The following is a 19648-nucleotide window of genomic DNA, read 5'->3' on the forward strand; positions in this document are numbered from 1 at the left end:
CGCCGACGAGGTCGCCTCCGGCCGCACGCCCGCCGACCTCGACGTCCTGATGGCACGCCTCGACTCCGTCTGGGACGGCCTCGCCTTCGACGGCCGTGGTGCGGTGTTCGATCGCCAGGGTCGAGGCGACGAGCATGCCGAGCGCCGGGGCCGCCAGAGGGGCCGCGAACCAGGCGGAGGCCGCGATCACGGCGAAGCCGCAGACGACCAGAAGGGAACCTGCCGGGTCGCGGACGGTACGGCGGGCAGCGGCGGGCAGCAGCGTCCGCCATGACGCTCCCGGCCGCCAGGCCGCACAGGCCCGCAGGACCGTGACGACCAGACCGATCGCCGCCAACACCCCGATCGCGCCCACGACGCGGCCGCCCGGAAGTCCCGCCCGTACGATCGCGAGATCCAGCCACACCAGGCCGAGGGCGGCCCACCCCGCGAGACCCACGAGCCAGCCGCGCCGGACCGCGGACCGCAGGTCGGCGACGAACCGCCGCCACCCGCTCTCCTCTCCCCCGGTCCAGTGGCGCAGATGCGCCGCCCCGGCGGCCAGCGCCGCCGGCAGGGTGACCAGCGGCAGGGACGCGACCGCGATCCACACCCCCACGAGAAGGCACTCGGCGAAGACGCCGAACCGGGCCAGCGCCTGCGGCTTGAGCATCCCCTCAGCCCTTCAGTCCCGAGGTGGCCATGCCGTCGATCAGATACCGCTGGAAGGCCAGGAAGAAGAGCAGCACCGGCAGCAGCGCCACCAGCGACATCGCGATCATGCCGCCGTAGTTGGCCACACCGTCCTGGTCGACGAACATCTTCAGACCGAGCGAGACGGTGTACTTCTCGGGCTCGTTGAGATAGATCAGCGGCCCCATGAAGTCGTTCCACGCGTTGATGAAGGTGAAGATCGCGCTGGTGATCAGCGCGGGCCGGCACAGCGGCAGCACGATCGACCAGTAGATCCGCAGGTGCCCGCAGCCGTCCAGCCGCGCGGCCTCGTCCAGCTCCTTCGGCAGGTTCCGCATGAACTGCATCATCAGGAAGACGAAGAAGGCGTCCGTCGCCAGATACTTGCCGAGCAGCAACGGCGTGTAGGTGTTGATGAGTTCCAGCTTCTGGAACAGCACGTACTGCGGGATCAGCAGCACGTGGTACGGCAGCAGCAGCGTGCCGATCATCACGGCGAACAGCACCCCGCGCCCGGCGAAACCGATCCGGGCGAAGGCATAGGCCGCCAGCGAGCAGGAGAAGAGCACGCCGACCACCGAACCGACGGCCAGCAGCAGGGAGTTGGTGAAGAAGGTCGAGATCGGGATGTCGGCGATGCCGTCGGCGAGCCGGCTGTAGTTCTCCACGATCGGATCGGTGGGGAACAGCTCCAGACTGCCGACGATCTCGTCGTTCGGCTTGAACGAGCCGCCGATCACCCACACCACCGGATAGAGCACGACCGCGAGGACGGCGAGCGCCCCCACGTGCCAGGCGACCGAGCCCGTACTCCGCGACACGCCTGTCATCGTCATCGGGAGGCCTCCTCGTAGTGCACCCAGCGCCGCTGGGACCAGAACAGCACCGCCGTCACCAGACCGACGGCGAGCAGCAGCATCCAGGCCATCGCCGAGGCGAAGCCCATCCGGCTGTTCTCGAAGCCCTGGATGTAGAGGTAACAGGTGTAGACGAGCGTCGCGTCGGCCGGTCCGCAGGCGTTGCCCTGGCCGCCGAGGATGTAGGCGGAGCCGAAGATCTGGAAGGAGTGGATGGTCTCCAGGAGCACGTTGAAGAAGAGCACCGGCGAGATCATCGGCAGGGTGATGTGCCAGAACCGCCGCCACGCGCCGGCGCCGTCCATCTCCGCCGCCTCGTACAGCTCGCGCGGCACCTGCTTGAGGCCCGCCAGAAAGATGACCATCGGTGCGCCGAACTGCCAGACGGTGAGCGCCACCAGGCTGTAGACGATGCGGTCCGGATCGCCGATCCAGCCGCCCGCCTCCAGGCCGAACAGCTGCTGCGTCCGGTCGACGACGGCATCGTCCGAGAAGAGGGCGCGCCAGACGATGGCGACGGAGACGCTGGCGCCGATGAGCGAGGGCGCGTAGAACGCCGCCCGGTAGAAGCCCTGGCCCCGTCGCTTCTGGTTGAGGAGCAGGGCCACGCCGAGCGCGGCGGCCAGCTTCAGCGGCGTACCGACGATCACGTACCAGCTCGTCACCTCCACCGAGGTCCGCCAGCGGGGGTCGGCGAACATGTCGGTGAAGTTCCGCAGACCGATCCACCGCGGGGCGTCGAAGAGGTTGTAGTCGGTGAAGGCGAAGTAGAGCGAGGCGACCATCGGTCCCGCGGTCAGCAGCAGGAAGCCGGCGATCCACGGGGACATGAAGAGGTATCCGGCGAGGTTCTCGCGTCGCGCCCGGCGGCCCGCGCCCGGCGGGGCGGGGCTCGTGCCGGCTCCGGAGGTGGAGCGCGGCTTCGCGGGCTCCACCTCCGGCGACGCCGAGGGTACGTGTGTCACGGCGGGGCCCATCAGGAGCCGAGCGCCGTCGCGCACTCGGTGAAGTACTGCTTCACCGCGTCTCCCACCGACCGCTTGCCGAGGGCCATCTCCTCCGCGAGGCGCAGGAAGGCCGCCTCGCAGACATCGGCGCCGGACGGGTGCGGGGTGATCGTCTCCAGGACGCGGGTGTCGACGAGCTGCTTCTCGTACGCCGCGATCTGCTGGGCGACCGGGTCCGACGGCTTGAACGCCTCGTACTGCGCCGTGGTGGCCGGGACGCCCCGGTCGAAGCCCATGACCCTTGCGACCTCGGGGTCGTGGACCATGAAGTCGATGAACTGGGCGACTTCCTTGGGGTGCTTGGTGCGCTTGGAGCCGCTGAGCATCAGCGAGCCGAGGTACTGCCCGGTCTTCTTGCCGTCGGTCGTCGGGATGGGCGCGAGTCCGTACCGGCTCTTGCCCTCCGAGGTGTAGCGAATGGTGAAGTTGTCCCAGGTGAACTCGGAGGCGGCGAGTTCGGCTGCGACGGCGGACTTCGGCTTGACCTGCGCCACCCGCTTCGGGTCGGAGTAGAGGCCCGACCTCACCCCGGCGTACCCCTTGGTCCACCAGTCGGTGAGGTCGGCCTGGGTGAAGCCGAGTCCCTTGTCGGTGAAGAACGCCTTTCCGTGCTGGCGCAGGTAGAGGTCGTAGAGGTACATCACGCCGTACATGCCGCTGTCGCCGGCCCGGCCCTGGGTGTCCCGGATCGTGGCGAGGGCGGCGTGGAACTCGTCCCAGGTCCAGCCGGGGCGCGGGGTGACGCGGGCCTTCTCGAAGACGGCCTGGTCGATGACGAGCGCCATGGAGTTGCTGCCGACGGGTACGCCGAGCAGCCTGCCGTCGATCTCGCCGAACTTCTCCAGGCCGGCCCGGAAACCGTCCAGGCGCAGGTTCCCGGCCTTCACCTGCTCGCTCAGGTCGAGCAGGACGTTCTTCTCGTCGTACTTCCGCAGGAAACCGACCGCGTTCTGGAAGACGTCCGGCGGATTGCCGCCCGACGCCTGGGTGTTGAACTTCTTCCAGAAGTCGAGGTAGGGCTGGAAGTCCGTCTTGACCTTGATCTTCGGGTACTTCTTCTCGAAGAGCGCGATCGACTGGTTGATCCGCTTGGCACGGTCGTCCGAACCCCACCAGGCGTACCGGATGGTGACGGTCCCGTCGCCGGAACCGCCACCGCTGCCACATCCCGCGGCGGTCAGGCCGAGAGCGGCCAGTGAGCCACCCGCGACCTTGAGCATTCCCCGCCGGTCGACCGTCCCTTGAGTACGCACCGTTCCTCCTCCTGCGATTGAAACGTTCCAAGAAAGCGCTTGCTGGCACAACGTAAGGACGGTCGGGCCACACGTCAACGGTTCGGACAGGATCCGTCGAAGCGCTGCTCGCGGAAGAGGCTCAGTCGAGGTGGAAGACCTCGGACAGCGGCACCATGGAGGCGTCGGGGGCGCCGTCGAGCGCCTCGAAGAACGGTGCCATCCGCGCCTGCCAGCGCGCGTTGACCTCGGTGGCCGCCATGGCAGCGCGGGCGGCCTCGAAGTCCTCGGTCTCCAGATAGCCGACCAGGAGTCCGTCCTCCCGCAGGAAGAGGGAGTAGTTGTGCCAGCCGGCGGCGGTCAGGGCGTCGAGCATCTCGGGCCAGACGGCCCGGTGGTGTGCGCGGTACTCGTCCAGCCGATCGGCGCGGACCTTGAGCAGAAAACAGACGCGTCGCATGGCGCCTTCCGTCCGAGAGGGACAACCGCCCTACTGAATGGATTCAAGAAGAGCGAGTTGTTCGATATATCGAACTGCACTCGCTTCCTCGAACAGGACCGTAAGGCGGAGGAACTCCCACGCGCAAGGGCCGGACGGACCCGTTGGAAGCGGGTCCGTCCGGCCCTGTCGTACGCGGAGCCGGCTCCTGGCGGGGCGGCTGCTACTCGAGCAGCTCCGCGTACGAGCCCATGGCCAGGGCGATGTCCGCCTGGGCCCAGAACCGGTGGTACGTGAAGACGGGCGCGGCGCCGCCCGCCAGATAGGCCTCGATCTTCGGCCAGGCCGGGTCGTCCTGGTAGAAGGAGCGGATCGAGGAGAAGGTGGACGAGGAGTTCACCGTGTCGCCGTTCGGCATGGTGCCGGTCCAGCCGCTCGGCACGTACACGGGGTCGTCGAAGCGGTTGTAGTCGGCGCGGGTCTCCGGGACGGCGATGCCCAACGGGTCCTGGTGGTGAGCCCACATGCCGTCGAGCAGCGCCTTGGCGACCCGCTTCGCCTCCGCGTGGCCGGACTTGGCGGCGTAGTAGGTCAGGGTCTTGGCGTAGGCGGCGGCCACGCCGACGTCGTCGGTGTAGTCGGTGACGGTGACGTGCAGGCCAGCGTTGGCGCCGGGGTTCGCGGCGTTCCAGGTGTCGGGGGCGCCGGACCACCGGAGCGTGGAGGGGATCCGGTACGTGCCGTCGGGGTTGATCGTGGTCTTCGACAGGGCCCAGGCGACCCACTTGTCGAGGACGGTCTCGGCGGCCGTGTCACCGGTCTGCCGGTAGTACTCCGCCACCCGTTCCATCGACCAGGCCTGGAAGCCGAACCACTGATTGGACGCCGGGTCGTGATAGACCGGCTTCTCGTCGTAGAACAGGCCGTGGAAGGTGGGGGTCCCGGCCGGCGGGGTGGCGTAGCGGCCCTGCCAGCTGTTGGTGGCACCGCCCGCGATGGCGCCCTCGGAGGACTGGAGCCAGCGGTAGAACTCCAGCTGACGGTCGAGACTGGTCGCCCAGTCCGCCGCACCGGTGGCCGACTTGGGCTTGAGCGGGGCGTACTCGCTCAGGGCGTAGGCGGCGAGCGGGTTCTGGTAGCCGCCGTGGGCATGGCTGGAGCCGATCCGCCAGGACCAGCCGGCGCTGGTGTCGGTGGCGCCGCCCCAGGCGTAGTACCAGGACATCAGGTAGTGCGCGCTGTCCTTGCCGGTGCCCGCGGGACAGGCGGCCGGCCCGACGCAGTTGCCGGACTTCTTGAAGTACTTGTCGAACATGGCGTAGCGCAGGTAGTCGCCCATCTTGGCCGCCTTGGAGACGGTGGCCGTGACCTGGGCGCCCTTGCCCTGCTCCTTGGCCCAGATGTCGGCCCAGTAGGCGGCCTGAACGGCGCGGGCGTCGGCGTCGGGGGCGTTGGTGAACTTCCACTGCTTGGCGTAGGAGGCGTCCCCGGTGAAGAGGTCGAGGTAGCCGTTCTTTCCGCCGTAGCCGAAGTTGTCGCAGGTGGGGTGGGTGACGGTCTCCCAGACGGACTCCTGCGGTCCGCGCTGGAAGGTGTTGATGTACGAGGGTCCGGTCGCCGTCGGTCCGGCGGAGCACTTCCCGGGCTCGTTGCCGAAGCCGTAGACGTTGTCGACGTCCTGGAGCCAGTGCATGCCGTAGATGTCGTCCGTGCCGTAGGCGCTCTTCAGCTCGCCGGCGATCGGGTCGGAGCCGGCCGTGACGCCGGAGTCCAGCCGCGCCGGGTACTGCGACGGCAGGTCGTGCTCGGGCGCGTAGGTGGCGGGCTTGGAGGCGTTGTAGGCACCGGTCGTGGGCTGGTCGGCGTGGGTGGGGATCATGTACTTCTCCATGATCTCCCAGGCGCCGTTGAACTTGGTCCAGTCGCCGGTGATCTTGCCGTACATCGCCTGGAGCCAGATCAGATAGCTGTACGCCTCCGAGGTCGTCTGGTGGCCGTGGTCCGGGGCCTCGACGATCAGGGTCTCGACCGAGTGGTACGGGATGCCCTCCGGCGAGAAGTAGCCGTTGGCCGGGTTCGTGATCTTCCCGTGGAGGTCGAGGAAGCGGGCGTCGTAGGTGGAGTCGGCGGCCAGTTGGGCGACGGTGACCTCGGCCTTGGTGTGGCCGGGGGCGGTCGCGGTGAAGACGGCCGAGCCGGTGCCCGTGGCCGCCGCGGCGACGGTCACCTTCTGGGCGGTGTTCCAGTTCGCCCGGGTGAAGGTGAGGCTCGCGCCCCCGCTGACGGTGAGGTTGCTGTTGCCCGAGGTGCGCGTGACGGCAACGGTGACATTGCCCGCCGGCTGGGTGGAGAGCTTCAGGTCGAAGGTGCCGGTGGTTCCCTGGCGTACCCCGAGCTGGGCGGGCGTGGCGACGAGGGCCGGGCCGGCGGCGACGGTGATGCCCACCGGGGCCGACTCGGCGGAGGCGCCCATGCTGTCGTACGCCTTGGCGTAGAGCGAGTGGGCGCCGGCCGCGAGGCCGGTCGCGCTGAAGGTGAACGGCGCGGTGGTGTCCGTACCGAGCAGGGTGGTGTCGCTGTAGAACTCCACCTTGCCGACGCTCGCGCCGTCGGCGGCGGCCGCGGTGGCGGCCAGCGGGACGGGGTCGCCCTGGGTGAAGACCGCTCCGGCGGCCGGACTGGTGAGCACGGCGACCGGTGGCTGGTGGGCCCCGGCGCAGGGCGTGCCGTTGACGGCGAAGGCGGTGGGCGCGGCGTTGGTCCCGGTGTAGCTGAACTGGGCGCCGGTGGTGACGGCCGCTCCGGCGGCGACGGTCCTGTTCCAGGTGGCGTTGGCCACCGTGACGGTCTTGCCGGACTGGGACCAGGTGCCGTTCCAGCCGTTGGTCAGCTTCTGGTCGCCGGTCTGGTCGTACGTCAGCGTCCAGCCGTCGAGCGGGGTGGAGGCGCGGTTGGTGAGGGTCAGCTCGGCGGTGAAGCCGGACCCCCAGTCGTTGGTCTTGTAGTCCACGCTGCACTGCACCGCCGCGGCGTGGGCGGTCGTGCCGACGGCGGTCATTCCGAGGGGTAAGGACAGGGCTGCGGCCAGCGCGGTCAGCAGGCCGCGTCGTCTGCGCGGCGGGCGTGGTGGCATGAGGGTGGTTCTCCTCGCGGCTCGGGAAGGTGGGGGCGTGCGGAGAGAAGGGCACAATCTCTGAACCAGTGGGAGCGCTCCCACTGTGCAGACGGGACGCAAGGGCGTCAAGGTGCGCGAAGAGTCGAACACATTCGACCAGGAACTTCGTCAACTCCTCTGTTGCTTGGCGCCGGTTGCCGCTACGGTCTGGGCCCACCAGTGGGAGCGATTCCGTCAGTCGGCGCGTCGTCAGGTACGCGCCCTCGCTGCAAGGAGTCGCTCATGCGACATCCCCCACGTCTGTCCGCGCTGCTCGCCGGAGCGGCGCTCACCATGGCGGGCACCGCTTTCGCCGTGGTCGGTACGGCCTCCGGAGCAGCGGCCGCACCCGTGTGCACGGTGGCGTACTCGGTCGTCGGCCAGTGGGCCGGCGGCTTCCAGGGATCCGTCACCGTCACCAACAACAGCACCGCCCTGAACGGCTGGAGTCTCGGCTTCGACTTCCCGGCCGGTCAGCGCGTCAGTCAGGGCTGGGGCGGGAAGTGGTCCCAGGCCGGGACGAAGGTCACGGCCGTCAACGAGAACTGGAACGGTTCGCTCGCCACGGGCGCGAGCGTCACGGCCGGCTTCATCGCGTCCTGGTCGGGCACGAACACCGCGCCCACGGCCTTCACGCTCAACGGCACCGCCTGCGACGTCGGCCCGGGCCCCGGCCCGACCCCGACACCCACTCCTACCCCGACCCCCACACCGACACCGACGCCCACCGGCCCGACCGATCCGCCGGACCCGGTCGGCGGCGCGCCCGAGCTGAGCGTGGCCGGAAACCGGCTCGTCGACCAGAACGGCGCCACCCGCCGGCTCCTCGGCGTCAACCGCTCCGGCGGTGAGTTCATGTGTGTACAGGGCCACGGCATCTTCGACGGTCCGGTCGACGACGCCTCGGTCCGTGCCATCGCGGACTGGAAGGCCAACACGGTCCGCATCCCGCTCAACGAGGAGTGCTGGCTGGGCCTGTCCAACATCAAGCCCGAGTACCGGGGCACGCACTACGTCAACGCCGTCAAGGACCTGGTGGGCCGCGTCCTCGCCCACGGCATGACGCCGATCGTCGAACTCCACTGGACGTACGGCCAGTACACCGGCAACTCGGCGGGCTGCTCGGACGTCCACGCCTCCTGCCAGAAGCCGATGCCGAACGCCCAGTACACACCGGCCTTCTGGACGTCGGTCGCCGACACCTTCAAGAACGACCGCCGGGTGGTCTTCGACCTCTTCAACGAGCCCTATCCGGACCGGGCGACCTCCACCGCGGCGCAGGCGTGGACGTGCTGGCGCGACGGCGGCACCTGCCCCGGCATCGGCTACGAGGTCGCCGGCATGCAGGACCTGCTGGACGCGGTCCGCGCGACCGGGGCCCGCAATCTCGTCCTCGTCCCCGGCATCGCGTACTCCAACGACCTCAGCCAGTGGCTCGCGAACGCCCCCACCGATCCCGCCGGCAATCTCGCCGCGGCCTGGCACGTGTACAACTTCAACACCTGCTCCAACGAGGCGTGCTGGGACAGCACCCTCGCTCCCGTCGCCGCCAGGGTCCCGCTGGTCGCGGGCGAGATCGGCGAGAACACCTGCGGTCACGCCTTCATCGACCGCGTCATGAAGTGGTTCGACGACCGCTCCCTCTCGTATCTCGGCTGGACGTGGAACACCTGGAACTGTTCCTCGGGTCCGGCCCTGATCACCTCGTACGACGGCACACCCACCGCATTCGGCATCGGGCTGCGCGACCATCTGCGCGCCCTGAACTGAGAGGCATCCCCGACATGAGCCGCACAACGAGCCGTACCGCCCTTCTGGCGGCCCTCGGCCTGATCACCGCGACGGGCGCCACGGCCACCGTCATGACGTCCACCGCCGGAGCCGCCGCCGCCGGCTGCAAGGTCGAGTACCAGATCACCAACCAGTGGAGCACCGGCTTCGGAGCCAATGTCGTGGTCACCAACACCGGTGACCCGCTCAGCGCCTGGACGCTGGAGTGGTCCTACGCCGGCGACCAGAAGGTCACCCAGGGCTGGAACGCCACGATCACCCAGTCCGGCGCCGCCGTGACCGCCAAGAACCTCTCGTACAACGGAAGCCTGACGACGGGCGGTTCGACCTCCTTCGGCTTCAACGGTTCGTACAGTGGTACGAACGCGGTGCCCGCGACCTTCAAGCTCAACGGAGTCGCGTGCAACGGGGCGACCCAGCCGCCGACGACACCACCGACCACGCCGCCCACGACCCCGCCGCCGACCGGTGGCAAGGCCGACAACCCGTACGCCGGCGCCAAGGTGTACGTGAACCCGGAGTGGTCCGCGAAGGCCGCCGCCGAGCCCGGCGGCACCAGGATCTCCAACCAGCCCACCGGCGTCTGGCTCGACCGCATCGCCGCCATCGGGGGTGTGAACGGCGGCATGGGGCTGCGCGACCACCTGGACGAGGCCCTGACGCAGAAGGGCTCCGGTGAACTCGTCGTCCAGCTGGTGATCTACAACCTGCCGGGACGCGACTGCTCCGCCCTCGCCTCCAACGGCGAGCTCGGTCCGACCGAGATCGACCGGTACAAGACCCAGTACATCGATCCGATCGCGGCCATTCTCGCCGACCCGAAGTACGCGGGCCTGCGGATCGTCACCACGGTCGAGATCGACTCGCTGCCGAACCTGGTCACCAACGTCTCCGGACGGCCCACGGCCACCGCCAACTGCGATGTGATGAAGGCCAACGGCAACTACATCAAGGGCGTCGGTTACGCGCTGAGCAAGCTGGGTTCGATCGCCAACGTCTACAACTACGTGGACGCGGGCCACCACGGCTGGCTCGGCTGGGACGACAACTTCAGCCCCTCCGCCGAGCTGTTCAAGCAGGCCGCGACCGCCGAGGGCTCCACGGTCTCAAATGTGCACGGCTTCATCGTCAACACCGCCAACTACAGCGCGCTGAAGGAGGACCACTTCGCCATCGACGACAGCGTGAACGGCGTCTCCGTGCGCCAGTCGAAGTGGGTCGACTGGAACCGGTACGTCGACGAGCTGTCGTACGCCCAGGCGATGCGCGCCAAGCTGGTGTCCCTCGGCTTCGACTCCGGTCTCGGCATGCTGATCGACACCTCCCGCAACGGCTGGGGCGGCACCGCCCGGCCCAGCGCGCCCGGCGCGCGGACGTCGGTCGACACGTACGTCAACGGCGGCCGTTACGACCGGCGCATCCACCTCGGCAACTGGTGCAACCAGGCGGGCGCGGGGCTCGGCGAACGTCCCAAGGCGGCTCCGGCCGCGGGCATCGACGCGTACGTCTGGATGAAGCCGCCGGGCGAGTCGGACGGCGCCAGCAAGGAGATCCCGAACAACGAGGGCAAGGGCTTCGACCGCATGTGCGACCCGACGTACACGGGCAACCCGCGGAACGGCAACAGCATGTCGGGCTCGCTGCCGGACGCGCCCCTCGCGGGCCAGTGGTTCTCGGCCCAGTTCCAGGAGCTGCTGAAGAACGCCCACCCGGCGCTGTGACGGACACCTGTCCGTGAAACGCCCCCGGGGGCCGGCCGGAACTCCGCTTCCGGCCGGTCCCCGGCCACGGTCAGCGCGGGTGAAGGGTGGATCCGCGGACCACCAGCTCGGGCTGGAGCACGACTTGTCGATGCCGGTGCACGGCATCGGTGTCGCCGGCCTCCTCCAGGAGCAGTTCGGTGGCCATGGTGCCGAGGGTGGCCGCGGGCTGTCGGACCGATGTCAGCGGAACGGCCGCCGCGGCGGCGAACTCGATGTCGTCGTACCCGACGATGGCGATGTCCTCCGGAACCCTGACCCCCGCCGCGTACATCGACTGCAGCACGCCGAGCGCGAGCAGGTCGTTCGCGCAGAAGACGGCGGTGGGGCGCTTCGCCGTCCCCAGGAGCCGCGCGCCCGCGTCGCGGCCGGCGTTCACGTCGAGCCGGTCGGCGACGATCTCGTGCAGGGCGTGCGGCGGCAGCCCGGCCTCGGCCAGGGCGTTCAGCGCTCCGGTACGCCGGTCCCGGACCTGGAGGAGATGGGGCGGACCGCTGACGTAGGCGATCGAGGAGTGGCCGAGGGACACCAGATGACGGACGGCCAGTGCGCCGCCCGCCACGTCGTCCACGGAGACGGAGCACTCGGAGGGGCCACCGGCCACCCGGTCCACCAGTACGAACGGAATGCCGTGCCGCCGGAACTCCTGGAGGTTGTCGCCGCTGGGGTCGGCGGGCGTGACCAGGACGCCGTGCACGCGCTGTTCGGCGAAGAGGGAGAGGTACTCGGCCTCGGCCTCGGGGCTCTGGTCGCTGTTGCAGACCATGACGCTGAGCCCGGCCGCGCGGGCCGAACGCTCGGCCCCACGGGCCAGGTCGACGAAGAACGGGTTGCCCATGTCGAGCACGAGAAGGGCGAGGATGCGGCTGCGTCCGGCCCTCAGCTGGCGTGCCGACTCGCTGCGCACATAGCCGAGACGCGCGATCACGTCCTGCACATGACGGCGTGTGCGCTCCGAGACGCGGTCGGGCCGGTTGATCACATTGGAGACCGTGCCGACCGAGACACCCGCCTCCCGGGCCACGTCCTTGATCCCGGCACCCTGCCCGCCGCCGCCTGCCGTCCGCCTCACCTGGAGCGTCCCGTCCCCTCGCGTGCCACCGCCGCCCGACTGTGGATTGGATCGTATCAACGGGTGTTTCTCGGCGGGCCGGGCGCTGCTCCGGACACCGAGCTGAACAGCGCTCCCTGAGCAGCCCCGACTTCCTAAAACGATTCATCCCGGACGGGAGAGGTGTTCTCGCCGGGTCGCTCCCGTGCGCTCAGCGGATGTCGCCTTCCCAGTCCCAGCGCAGCGGGTCGCCGTCGCGCGGACCGTACCGGGCGCGGCCGCCGGGCCCGTACGTGCCTATCTCGGTGGCCAGGGCGGCTCCCTCCCGGAGCTGCTCCTCCGTCCAGCCGGTGACGTCGAGGAGCAGTCCGTCCAACGGACCGGCCACCAGCTCCCGGTAGTCGTGCCCCGGCCTGGGCCCCGGGTCGGGGTCGTCGTGGTCGGCGCCGTACACACGGCCTCTCATCAGCTCGTCCATACCCGGCAGCATCGCATCCACCACTGACACTCGCCCGGCCACCGGCCGGCCGCCGCTCTCAGCCGGAGCCGGCCAGACGCTCCAGCGCCTCCCGCGCGGCCTTCGCCGCCCGGCCGGCCTCCCGTGCACGTCGTGCGGCCGCTTCGGCGTCCTCGCGGGCCCGGTCCCGTACCCGCTCCGTCTCCCGGCGCCGTCGCTCCAGATCGGCGAGGCGGTCCTCCGCCTGTGCCAGGCGCCGACCGGCCCCGTCCCGGGCCTCCTCGGCCTTCCGGAGCTCCCTGTCGCGACGTTCCGCCTCGCGCCGAGCCGCCGCGACCGCCTCCTTCCTCTTCTCCTCCTCCTTCCTCTTCTCCTCCTCCTTCCTCTTCTCCTCCTCCTTCCTCTTCTCCTCCCCCTTCTTCTCCCCCTTCCTCTCCCGCTCCTCGGGTTCGCCCTTCCGGGCGGTGGCCCCGCTGCTCTCCGGCGGGGTGGGTACGACGGCCGGCCCCGGTTCCAGTCCGGTGAAGCCGACGCTCGCCGTCGGCGCCTTGTCCAGGACCCCGGTGGCCCACCGCCCCGCCACCTGCTCGTCGGTGAGCACCGTGCGCAGGATCTCCTCGATCTCCCGCACCACGCCGTCGCCCACCGGCTGCCCGGCCTCGGCGGCGATGTCGCGCGCCTGGCGGGCGAGCGCCGCCAGGACGGCGTGCTGCCGGTGGCCGAGCTCCCTCAGCCGGGCCCCGTCGAGGTTGCGGTGCGCCTCGCGCAGGGCCTGCCCGAGCTGGAGCAGCCGCTGGGTCTCCTCGGGCCTGTGCCGTACGAGAAGGGTCGAGGCCCAGGCCGCGAGCGTCGGCTTCCGCAGCCCGGCGATCCGCCGGGCCGCCTCCGCGTCACCGGCCGCGCGGGCCCGGGCGACGTGGCTGTTCCTGGCGGCGGTGAATTCCGCCGGCACCAGCCCGTACAGATCCGAGGCGACCGCGTCCACATCCACGCCACCACTGTCGTGCATCCGCCGCTCGCTCGCGCTCCGGCGGGCTACTGCGCCGCCCGCTCCCGCAGGGTCGCCCGCCACGCGGGGGTAGGTTCCTCCGGGTCGCTCTCCGCCCGGCGTCCTCCGCGCGCGAAGAAGTCGGTGAGGGGCAGGATGGCCGCCCCGACCGTGACGGCGTCCGGGCCCAGGGTGCCGAGGTCGATGCGCACGTGGGCTGCCGGGTAGGACAGGGCGTAGGAGGTGGCGTGCGCCCGGACGGAGTCCAGGAAGCGCGCGCCGAGCTGGAGTCCCGCCCAGCCTCCCACGAGGATCCGCTCGGGCTGGAAGAGGTTGATCAGGTCGGAGAAGCCGGCGCCGAGGTACTCGGCCGTCTCCTCCAGGACGGCCAGGGCGGTCGCGTCCGGCTCCCGGCCGGTCCCCGCCGCGTCCGGGTCCATGCCCCGGTCCGGGTACGCGGCGGCGAGCATGGCGGTCAGCGCGGTCTCCTCGTCGACGCCCGCCGGCGGCCGGCCGCCCGCCTCCGCCCAGCGTTCCAGGAGCGCTTCCGCCCCCGCGTACGCCTCCAGGCAGCCCTGGGCGCCGCAGCGGCACCGCCGCCCCCGTACCCGTACGGTCAGGTGCCCCCACTCCACGGCCCGGCCGGGGCGCATGTCGTCGGAGACGACACAGGCGCCGACGCCCGAGCCGAAGAGCACGACCACGGCGTTGCGCGCGCCGCGCCCGGCGCCGAACCACATCTCCGCCTGGCCGAGCGTCTTGGCGCCGTTGTCGATGTAGTACGGCACGGAGTCGGGCAGCAGTCCGGACTCGCGCAGCAGCCGTTCCAGGGGTACGCCGTCCCAGCCGATGGTCTGGCCGTGGACCACCGCGCCGTCCTCCGGTGTCCGCGCGACGATGCCGGGGACGCCGACGCCGACACCGAGCAGCCGCTCGGCCGCGATCCCGGCCCGGTCCAGGACCTCGGCGATGCCCTCGCGCAGATGGCCGACGACGACGCCGACGTCGTAGCGGTCGACGCGCCGCGGCCCCTCGTTCTCCAACGGTCTCTCCACGCGGGCGAGTTCGGTGAGGGCCAGGTCGAAGAGTTCGATCCTCACCCGGGTCTCGCCGACGTCGACGCCGATCATGTAGCCGCTCTCCGGGCTGACGCGCAGCAGGGTCCGGGGGCGCCCGCCGGCGGAATCGACGCTTCCGGCCTCCTCCACCAGGCCCTCGGCGACCAGTTCGGCCACCACGTTGCTCACGGAGCCCGAGCTCAGCCCGGTGACCGGGCCGAGCGAGAAGCGGCTCAGGGGTCCGTCGAAGTACAGGCGTTGCAATACCGCGGTGCGGTTCTCCCGCCGCAGGTCACGCACCGTACGGCCGCTGCGCTGTGTCACCCTTCCCCCTTTTTCTCACGCGCTTCGTCACGTCGTCCCCCCGCAACATACCGCTGCGGCACCCCTTGACGCGACCTTCGCTTGAGGTTTAACTCACATCCTAAATTAAGCCGTGAGAGGCTTCGGGAACCGAACGCGGGCGCTACTCCGGCCCTTCCGGACCCTCCCCTCGAAGGCACTCCGCCACTCCACGAAAGGCTTCTGGAGTCATGCGCAGAATCAGAGCCGCGGCCATCGGCGCCGTCACCCTCTCGCTCGTCCTCACGGCGGCTGCCTGCGGCGGCGGCTCGACCGGCGGCGGTGCCGGGTCCAATGAACAGCCACGGACCCTCACCTACTGGGCCTCCAACCAGGGCGCGAACCTCGAGGTCGACAAGAAGGTCCTCCAGCCGGAACTCGACAAGTTCGAGAAGGCGACCGGCATCGAGGTGAAGCTGGAGGTCATCCCCTGGAGCGATCTCCTCAACCGGATCCTCACCGCCACCACCTCCGGGCAGGGGCCCGACGTCCTCAACATCGGCAACACCTGGAGCGCCTCCCTCCAGGCGAGCGGCGCGCTCCTGCCCTGGGACGCCGCGAACTTCGGCAGGATCGGCGGCAGGGACCGCTTCGTCGCCTCCGCGCTCGGCTCGACCGGTGCCCAGGGACAGGACCCGGCGGCCGTACCGCTGTACTCCATGGCCTACGCCCTCTACTACAACAAGAAGATGTTCGCCGACGCCGGTGTCGCGAAGCCGCCGGCCACCTGGGACGAACTGATCGCCACCGGGAAGCGGCTGAGCAAGGACGGAAAGTCGGCGATCGGTGTCGAGGGAGCCAACCTCTCCAACAACATCCACCAGGTCTTCGTCCTCGGCAAGCAGCACGGCGCCGACTTCTTCGCCCCCGACGGCAAGGCCGACTTCACCTCCGACGGCGCCGTCGCGGCCGTCAAGCAGTACGTCGACCTCATGGCGGCACACGGCATCGTCGCCAAGGGCAACGCCGAGTACGCGCAGAACCAGTCCCTCAGCGACTTCGCCAACGACAAGACCGCGATGGTCCTGTGGCAAACGGCCTCCGCGACCTTCAAGGCCCAGGGCATGAGCGACGACGAGTGGGGCGTCGCTCCCGCGCCCGTCCGGTCCGGCGCGCCCGGGCAGGGCACGGCGACCAACTCGATGGTCGCCGGCATCAACCTCGCCGTGTTCAGGAACACCAAGAACATCGACGGCGCCATGAAATTCGTGAACTTCATGACCGGCGACGAGGAGCAGAAGATCCTCAACAAGGCGTACGGCTCCATACCGCCCGTCAAGAGCGCCCAGCGGGATCCCGCCTTCGACACCCCCGCTCTGGCCGTCCTCCGCGAGACCCTCGCCACCAGCGCCGCCGCCCTTCCGCAGGTCCCCGAGGAATCGCAGTTCGAGACGGTCGTGGGCACGGCGGTCAAGGAGCTCTTCGCCGACGCCGCCGCCGGCCGGCCGGTGACCACCGCTTCGGTGCGGGACAAGCTCGAGAAGGCCGAGCAGCAGATGCCGAAGAAGTGAGCGCGGACACCTCGATGACCATCACCGCCCTCGACAAGGCCGGCGGCCGGAGCGAACAGCGGCAGGACCCCGGGGCGGCGCCCACCACGCACCGCCCCGGGCGGCTGCGCCGTGTCTCCCTCCCGTACCTGCTGCTGCTTCCCGCGCTGCTCCTGGAACTCCTCGTCCATCTGGTGCCGATGGTGATCGGCGTCGTCATGAGCTTCAAGGAGCTCACCCAGTTCCACATCCGCGACTGGGGCGCCGCCCCCTGGGCCGGCCTGGACAACTACTCGGTCACGGTCGACTTCGACGCCCCTGTGGGCGAGGCGCTGCTGAGGTCCTTCGTCACCACGTGCCTGTTCACCGTGGTCTGCGTCGGACTGTGCTGGCTGCTCGGCACGGCCGCCGCGATCTTCCTGCAGGAGGCCTTCCGGGGCCGCGGTCTGCTGCGCACGATCTTCCTCGTGCCGTACGCGCTGCCCGTGTACGCCGCCGTCATCACCTGGGCGTTCATGTTCCAGCGGGACAACGGGCTGATCAACCACGTCCTGCACGACCAGCTCGGTCTCACCGACACCCCGCCGTTCTGGCTGATCGGCGAGAACAGTTTCGTCACCCTGCTCGTCGTCTCGGTGTGGAAGGGCTGGCCCTTCGCCTTCCTCATCATGATGGCCGGGCTGCAGAACATCCCCCGGGAGATGTACGAGGCGGCCGCGCTCGACGGGGCCGGGGTGTGGCAGCAGATCCGCCGCATCACCCTGCCGTCGCTGCGTCCGGTCAACCAGGTCCTGGTCCTGGTGCTGTTCCTGTGGACCTTCAACGACTTCAACACGCCGTTCGTGCTCTTCGGGAAGGCGGCGCCGGAATCGGCGGACCTCATCTCCCTGCACATCTACCAGTCGTCGTTCCAGACCTGGAACTTCGGCACGGGCGCGGCGATGTCGGTCCTGCTGCTCCTCTTCCTGCTCGTCGTGACGGGCGTCCACCTCCTGCTCACCACCCGAGGAAGGAAGGCCACCGATGGCTGAGCCCTCCCCGCCCGGCGCCTCCGCGGGCACGCGGCCCCGCTCCCCGATGGCTCCGCCGCGGTCCTTCCTCTGGAGCCGGCGGATCTTCCTGACCCTGCTCACCGGCTTCGTCCTGCTGCCGGTGTACGTGATGGTCTCCAGCTCGCTCAAACCGCTGCAGGACGTGTCGGGCGAGTTCCGGTGGATCCCGTCGGGCCTCACCCTCCGGCCCTACCTCGACATCTGGGAGACCGTCCCGCTCGCCGACTACTTCGTGAACTCGGTCGTCGTGGCCGGTGCGGCGACCGTCTGCTCCGTCGTCATCGCCGTCTTCGCGGCCTACGCCGTCAGCCGCTACTCCTTCCGCGGCAAGCGCGTCTTCACCGTGACCGTGCTGTCGACCCAGATGTTCCCCGGCATCCTCTTCCTGCTGCCGCTGTTCCTCATCTACGTCAACATCGGCAACGCCACCGGGATCGCGCTCTTCGGCTCGCGCGGCGGCCTCATCCTCACCTATCTGACCTTCTCCCTGCCGTTCTCGATCTGGATGCTCATCGGGTACTTCGACTCGGTCCCCCGGGATCTCGACGAAGCGGCCAAGGTCGACGGCTGCGGTCCGCTCGGCGCGCTCTTCCGGGTCGTCGTGCCCGCCGCGGTCCCCGGCATCGTCGCGGTCGCCGTGTACGCGTTCATGACGGCATGGGGCGAAGTGCTGTTCGCCTCCGTGATGACCAACGACACGACCCGCACCCTCGCCATCGGCCTCCAGGGTTACGCCACACAGACCGAGGTCTACTGGAACCAGGTCATGGCCGCCTCCCTGGTCGTGAGCGTGCCCGTCGTCGCCGGGTTCCTGCTCCTCCAGCGGTACCTCGTCACCGGGCTGACCGCCGGCGCGGTCAAGTGACGCCTCCTTTCCCCTCCTTCCCCCTCCTTCACCGAGAGGATCTCCGTGATCGACCTCGCCGCCTTTCCCCCCGACTTCGCCTGGGGCACGGCCACGTCCGCCTACCAGATCGAGGGGGCCGTCGCGGAGGACGGCCGGGCGCCCTCCATCTGGGACACGTTCTCGCACAGCCCCGGCCGGATCGACAACGGCGACCACGGTGACGTGGCGTGCGACCACTACCACCGGTGGCCCGAGGACATCGCCCTGATGAAGCGGCTCGGCACCGACGCGTACCGTCTGTCCGTCGCCTGGCCGCGCGTCGTGCCGGGCGGTGACGGGCCGGTCAACGGAGCGGGTCTGGACTTCTACGACCGGCTCGTGGACGGGTTGCTCGACGCCGGGATCACCCCTTCGGTGACCCTCTACCACTGGGACCTTCCCCAGGCCCTTCAGGACCGCGGCGGCTGGGCGGAGCGCGAGACCGCCGAGCACCTCGCCCGGTACGCCTCCGTCGTGGCCGAACGCCTGGGCGACCGGGTCACGCAGTGGGCGACGCTCAACGAGCCGTTGTGCTCGGCGTGGATCGGTCATCTGGAGGGCCGGATGGCCCCCGGTCTGACCGACCTCACGACGGCCGTCCGGGCCTCCTACCATCTGCTGCTCGGGCACGGGCTCGCCGCTCAGGCCGTCCGCGCGGCGGCGTCCGGTGCGGCGCGGACCGGGCTCGTGACCAACCACTCCACCGTGGCGGCCGCCTCCACGCGGCCCGAGGACGTCGCGGCGGCCGCCCGCATGGACGGCCACATCAACCGCTGGTGGCTCGACCCGGTGTACGGCCGCGGCTTCCCCGCCGACATGCGCGAGCTCTACGGCGTCGAACTGCCCGAGCGGGCCGGTGACATGGCGACGATCGCCGCTCCGCTGGACTGGCACGGCCTCAACTACTACTTCCCCGCCACCGTCGTCGACGACCCCGGAGGGCCCGTCCCGTACGCCCGTGAGGTGCGCCTGCCCGACGTGCCACGGACGGGCATGGACTGGCAGATCGACGCCGACGGCCTGGAGGCGCTGCTGCTGCGCCTGACCGACGACTACGGCGCGCACCGGCTGTACGTCACCGAGAACGGGTCCGCGTTCGCGGACGCCGTGGGCCCCGACGGCGCGGTCCACGACCCGGAGCGGGCCCGCTATCTGGAACAGCACCTCGCGGCCTGCGCGCGGGCCGTCCGCAAGGGGGTACCGCTGGCCGGCTACTACGCCTGGTCGCTCCTGGACAACTTCGAATGGGCCTACGGCTACGACAAGCGCTTCGGGCTCGTCCATGTCGACTACGCGACGCAGGTACGCACGGTCAAGACGAGCGGGCTCCGGTACGCGGAGATCATCCGCGCGCACCGGCGGGGCGCCGCCACCGACTGAGCCGCGGCGACGCGCGCCGGGCCCCGGCCGCC

15 protein-coding genes and 1 pseudogene are annotated in these 19648 nt (G+C 70.1%); 6 read left to right on the top strand and 10 right to left on the bottom strand.

Going from position 1 to position 19648, the window contains the following annotated elements; all coding sequences use genetic code 11:
* Positions 1-100: 100 nt before the first annotated feature.
* The 6 genes and pseudogenes from ABZY12_RS32375 to ABZY12_RS32400 form a co-directional block, all read right to left on the bottom strand.
* A pseudogene (locus tag ABZY12_RS32375) lies at positions 101-652 on the bottom strand (hypothetical protein); the annotation flags it as partial.
* Between the two features lie 4 nt (positions 653-656).
* Positions 657-1508 carry a carbohydrate ABC transporter permease gene (locus tag ABZY12_RS32380; protein WP_356896681.1) on the bottom strand — a complete coding sequence of 284 codons (852 nt, stop codon included), beginning with the start codon at positions 1506-1508 and terminating at the stop codon, positions 657-659.
* Positions 1505-2506 carry a sugar ABC transporter permease gene (locus tag ABZY12_RS32385; protein ID WP_356896725.1) on the bottom strand — a complete coding sequence of 334 codons (1002 nt, stop codon included), beginning with the start codon at positions 2504-2506 and terminating at the stop codon, positions 1505-1507. The genes ABZY12_RS32380 and ABZY12_RS32385 overlap by 4 nt, the downstream gene beginning before the upstream one ends.
* A complete protein-coding gene (locus tag ABZY12_RS32390) occupies positions 2506-3756 on the bottom strand; it encodes an extracellular solute-binding protein (protein WP_356896727.1) in 1251 nt (416 codons plus the stop codon). Before ABZY12_RS32390 ends, ABZY12_RS32385 begins: the two co-directional genes overlap by 1 nt.
* A gap of 154 nt (positions 3757-3910) precedes the next feature.
* Positions 3911-4228 carry an L-rhamnose mutarotase gene (locus ABZY12_RS32395; RefSeq protein WP_356896683.1) on the bottom strand — a complete coding sequence of 106 codons (318 nt, stop codon included), beginning with the start codon at positions 4226-4228 and terminating at the stop codon, positions 3911-3913.
* 202 nt (positions 4229-4430) lie between these two features.
* Complete coding sequence (locus ABZY12_RS32400) at positions 4431-7340, bottom strand: glycoside hydrolase family 48 protein (RefSeq protein WP_356896685.1); 2910 nt, start codon at positions 7338-7340, stop codon at positions 4431-4433.
* Between the two features lie 264 nt (positions 7341-7604).
* Between ABZY12_RS32400 and ABZY12_RS32405 the strand changes: the two genes are divergently transcribed.
* On the top strand, positions 7605-9131 hold the full coding sequence (locus tag ABZY12_RS32405; protein ID WP_356896687.1) for a cellulase family glycosylhydrolase: 1527 nt from the start codon (positions 7605-7607) through the stop codon (positions 9129-9131).
* A gap of 14 nt (positions 9132-9145) precedes the next feature.
* Complete coding sequence (locus tag ABZY12_RS32410; RefSeq protein WP_356896689.1) at positions 9146-10873, top strand: glycoside hydrolase family 6 protein; 1728 nt, start codon at positions 9146-9148, stop codon at positions 10871-10873.
* Between the two features lie 70 nt (positions 10874-10943).
* On the opposite strand, the gene ABZY12_RS32415 is transcribed toward ABZY12_RS32410, so the two are convergent.
* The 4 genes from ABZY12_RS32415 to ABZY12_RS32430 form a co-directional block, all read right to left on the bottom strand.
* Entirely contained in the window at positions 10944-11984 is a 1041-nt protein-coding gene (locus ABZY12_RS32415; RefSeq protein WP_356896691.1) for a LacI family DNA-binding transcriptional regulator, read from the bottom strand.
* Positions 11985-12174: 190 nt separating this feature from the next.
* Entirely contained in the window at positions 12175-12441 is a 267-nt protein-coding gene (locus ABZY12_RS32420; RefSeq protein ID WP_356896693.1) for a hypothetical protein, read from the bottom strand.
* 58 nt (positions 12442-12499) lie between these two features.
* Positions 12500-13411: a hypothetical protein gene (locus tag ABZY12_RS32425; protein WP_356896695.1), complete on the bottom strand. Its 912-nt coding sequence runs from the start codon at positions 13409-13411 to the stop codon at positions 12500-12502.
* Positions 13412-13455: 44 nt separating this feature from the next.
* Positions 13456-14790, bottom strand: coding sequence for an ROK family protein (locus tag ABZY12_RS32430; protein WP_356896697.1), 1335 nt, complete (start codon positions 14788-14790; stop codon positions 13456-13458).
* A 209-nt stretch (positions 14791-14999) separates the two neighbouring features.
* On the opposite strand from ABZY12_RS32430, the gene ABZY12_RS32435 reads away from it, so the two are divergent.
* The 4 genes from ABZY12_RS32435 to ABZY12_RS32450 are packed head-to-tail and all read left to right on the top strand — an operon-like array spanning position 15000 to position 19616.
* Complete coding sequence (locus ABZY12_RS32435) at positions 15000-16319, top strand: extracellular solute-binding protein (protein WP_356896699.1); 1320 nt, start codon at positions 15000-15002, stop codon at positions 16317-16319.
* A gap of 14 nt (positions 16320-16333) precedes the next feature.
* On the top strand, positions 16334-17329 hold the full coding sequence (locus ABZY12_RS32440) for a sugar ABC transporter permease (RefSeq protein WP_356896729.1): 996 nt from the start codon (positions 16334-16336) through the stop codon (positions 17327-17329).
* Between the two features lie 46 nt (positions 17330-17375).
* A complete protein-coding gene (locus ABZY12_RS32445; protein ID WP_356896731.1) occupies positions 17376-18215 on the top strand; it encodes a carbohydrate ABC transporter permease in 840 nt (279 codons plus the stop codon).
* Between the two features lie 45 nt (positions 18216-18260).
* Positions 18261-19616: a GH1 family beta-glucosidase gene (locus tag ABZY12_RS32450; protein ID WP_356896701.1), complete on the top strand. Its 1356-nt coding sequence runs from the start codon at positions 18261-18263 to the stop codon at positions 19614-19616.
* Positions 19617-19648 lie beyond the last annotated feature (32 nt).

Source organism: Streptomyces sp. NPDC006551 (assembly GCF_040611675.1).
Classification (GTDB): Bacteria; Actinomycetota; Actinomycetes; order Streptomycetales; family Streptomycetaceae; genus Streptomyces.

Coding starts and splice junctions, on each gene's coding strand:
- ABZY12_RS32380 (WP_356896681.1), bottom strand. CDS start 1,508: ATGACGATGACAGGCGTGTCGCGGAGTACGGGCTCGGTCGCCTGGCAC.
- ABZY12_RS32385 (WP_356896725.1), bottom strand. CDS start 2,506: ATGGGCCCCGCCGTGACACACGTACCCTCGGCGTCGCCGGAGGTGGAG.
- ABZY12_RS32390 (WP_356896727.1), bottom strand. CDS start 3,756: ATGCTCAAGGTCGCGGGTGGCTCACTGGCCGCTCTCGGCCTGACCGCC.
- ABZY12_RS32395 (WP_356896683.1), bottom strand. CDS start 4,228: ATGCGACGCGTCTGTTTTCTGCTCAAGGTCCGCGCCGATCGGCTGGAC.
- ABZY12_RS32400 (WP_356896685.1), bottom strand. CDS start 7,340: ATGCCACCACGCCCGCCGCGCAGACGACGCGGCCTGCTGACCGCGCTG.
- ABZY12_RS32405 (WP_356896687.1), top strand. CDS start 7,605: ATGCGACATCCCCCACGTCTGTCCGCGCTGCTCGCCGGAGCGGCGCTC.
- ABZY12_RS32410 (WP_356896689.1), top strand. CDS start 9,146: ATGAGCCGCACAACGAGCCGTACCGCCCTTCTGGCGGCCCTCGGCCTG.
- ABZY12_RS32420 (WP_356896693.1), bottom strand. CDS start 12,441: ATGGACGAGCTGATGAGAGGCCGTGTGTACGGCGCCGACCACGACGAC.
- ABZY12_RS32435 (WP_356896699.1), top strand. CDS start 15,000: ATGCGCAGAATCAGAGCCGCGGCCATCGGCGCCGTCACCCTCTCGCTC.
- ABZY12_RS32440 (WP_356896729.1), top strand. CDS start 16,334: ATGACCATCACCGCCCTCGACAAGGCCGGCGGCCGGAGCGAACAGCGG.
- ABZY12_RS32445 (WP_356896731.1), top strand. CDS start 17,376: ATGGCTCCGCCGCGGTCCTTCCTCTGGAGCCGGCGGATCTTCCTGACC.